General features: G+C 58.4%; 2 protein-coding genes and 1 pseudogene. All 3 read right to left on the reverse strand.

Annotated features, from left to right (window positions below):
* Positions 1 to 305 (reverse strand): hypothetical protein (locus tag G434_RS30645; RefSeq protein ID WP_001606694.1); only part of this gene is annotated, 305 nt, incomplete at its 3' end.
* A gap of 60 nt (positions 306 to 365) precedes the next feature.
* Positions 366 to 914, reverse strand: coding sequence for a tail assembly protein (locus G434_RS30255; RefSeq protein ID WP_000847699.1), 549 nt, complete (start codon positions 912 to 914; stop codon positions 366 to 368).
* Positions 911 to 1,028 (reverse strand): annotated as a pseudogene (locus tag G434_RS30260) (phage tail protein); the annotation flags it as partial. The pseudogene G434_RS30260 and the gene G434_RS30255, both read right to left, overlap by 4 nt.

The following is a 1,028-nucleotide window of genomic DNA, read 5'->3' on the forward strand; positions in this document are numbered from 1 at the left end:
CGGGTGATCGGCGTGTCATATTTCACTTCTGTACCGAGCACCGTCTCGGAGCCGGAGGATTCAAATCCCTCCGGCGGTGTCTGCTCCTGCTCACCGGCCCGGAACACCACCGTGACGCCGGATATATTGGTATTCCCCTCACTGTCCAGCACCGGCGTACTGTTCAGCAGCACGCTTTTTAATCCATCCACCGGACCTTCAACCGGCCCTTCGCTGATGGCATCGATCACACTCAGCAGCTGCGTGGACTTCAGGTTGTCCTTCGCTTCGCGCGGGGTATGCCCCTTACTGCTGCCTTTACCCATTCGTCATGCTCCATAAACGACAAAACCGCCCGGAGGCGGTTTCACATAAAACATTTTGCATCAGCGACCAATCACCACAACCTGACCACCATCCCCTTCGTCTGCCGTGCTGATCTCCTGAGAAACCACACGTGACCCCACGCGCATTTCACCGTACAGAACAGGCAGAACATTGCCCTGGGCAACCATGTTATCCAGTGAGGAGAAATAGGTGTTCTGTTTGCCGTTATCTGTACTGGCTGCCGTGGGCGTCCTGGCTTTCGGTGCCAGCATCTGCGCCACTCCGCCCAGGATCATACTGGCCCCTGCCGCATACATGCCCGATACAGCCGCGGCCCCCAGCCAGCCCACAGGGTTCCACCATGCCACCGCAATCAGCGCCGCCCCAAGCACCACCTGAAACACACCGCCACTTTTAGCTCCCGCCAGACGCGGCACGATGTGGATCACGGCACCATTTGCCAGCGGCTCATTAAGACGGGCAGATAATTCATTTTCGCCTGCATCACGCCCGGCAATGCGCACCTGATACCAGCCCTCATTCAGTTTCTGACGAAACACCGGGAGCTGTGTGGCCAGTGCCCGGATGGCTTCAGCCCCCGTTTTCACACGAAGGTCGATACGGCGACCAAATCGTTGCAAATCCCCGTAAAGGCAGATGCGTGCCATGCCCGGTGACGCCAGAGGGAGTGTGTGCGTCGCTGCCATTTGTCGGTGTACCTC

The sequence above is a fragment of the Escherichia sp. KTE172 genome (assembly GCF_000408845.1).
GTDB lineage: Bacteria > Pseudomonadota > Gammaproteobacteria > Enterobacterales > Enterobacteriaceae > Escherichia > Escherichia coli.